Origin of the sequence: Thalassobacterium maritimum, from assembly GCF_031127805.1 — a bacterium.
Classification (GTDB): Bacteria; Verrucomicrobiota; Verrucomicrobiia; order Opitutales; family Coraliomargaritaceae; genus Thalassobacterium; species Thalassobacterium maritimum.
Genome location: NZ_JARXHW010000255.1, coordinates 1 through 410 on the forward strand (window position 1 = coordinate 1; position 410 = coordinate 410).

The 410-nt window shown below is 53.2% G+C and carries 1 pseudogene; it reads left to right on the plus strand.

The annotated features are described in order from the left end of the window. Window positions 1-213 precede the first annotated feature (213 nt). Window positions 214-410 (plus strand): annotated as a pseudogene (locus QEH52_RS20245) (ISKra4-like element ISTvi1 family transposase); the annotation flags it as partial.

Below are 410 nucleotides of genomic sequence, written 5' to 3' on the forward strand. Positions count from 1 at the left end.
GGAGGCTAGGTGTGGCGATGCCGCCAAAGAAGCGCAGATGCAGCAACGCGAAAAAAAACTTTAAAATTTTACACGCTTTACGGAGTCGTCGAACTCAAGGAGCGTATCTGGCGCAGTGGAGAGGTTAGCTACCACCGGCCATTGACCGAGCGACTGGCTATCTCAGCTCGGGGATATACTCGCGAACTGCAGCGTGCCGTAACTGATTTTGGTTTGGATCATTCCTTTGCCACAGCTGCGGGAAAGCTTTTAGAGCACTACGGCATTGAGCTGCCCGTATCTTCAATCCGCAAATACGTCGAAACGAACGCCCGTCGCATCGCCGATGAATCCTCGAAGCTGGAGGACTCACCGAACTGCCTATCACCTAGTGGTGTTGATCAGATCGTGACAGAGACCGACGGGAGCAT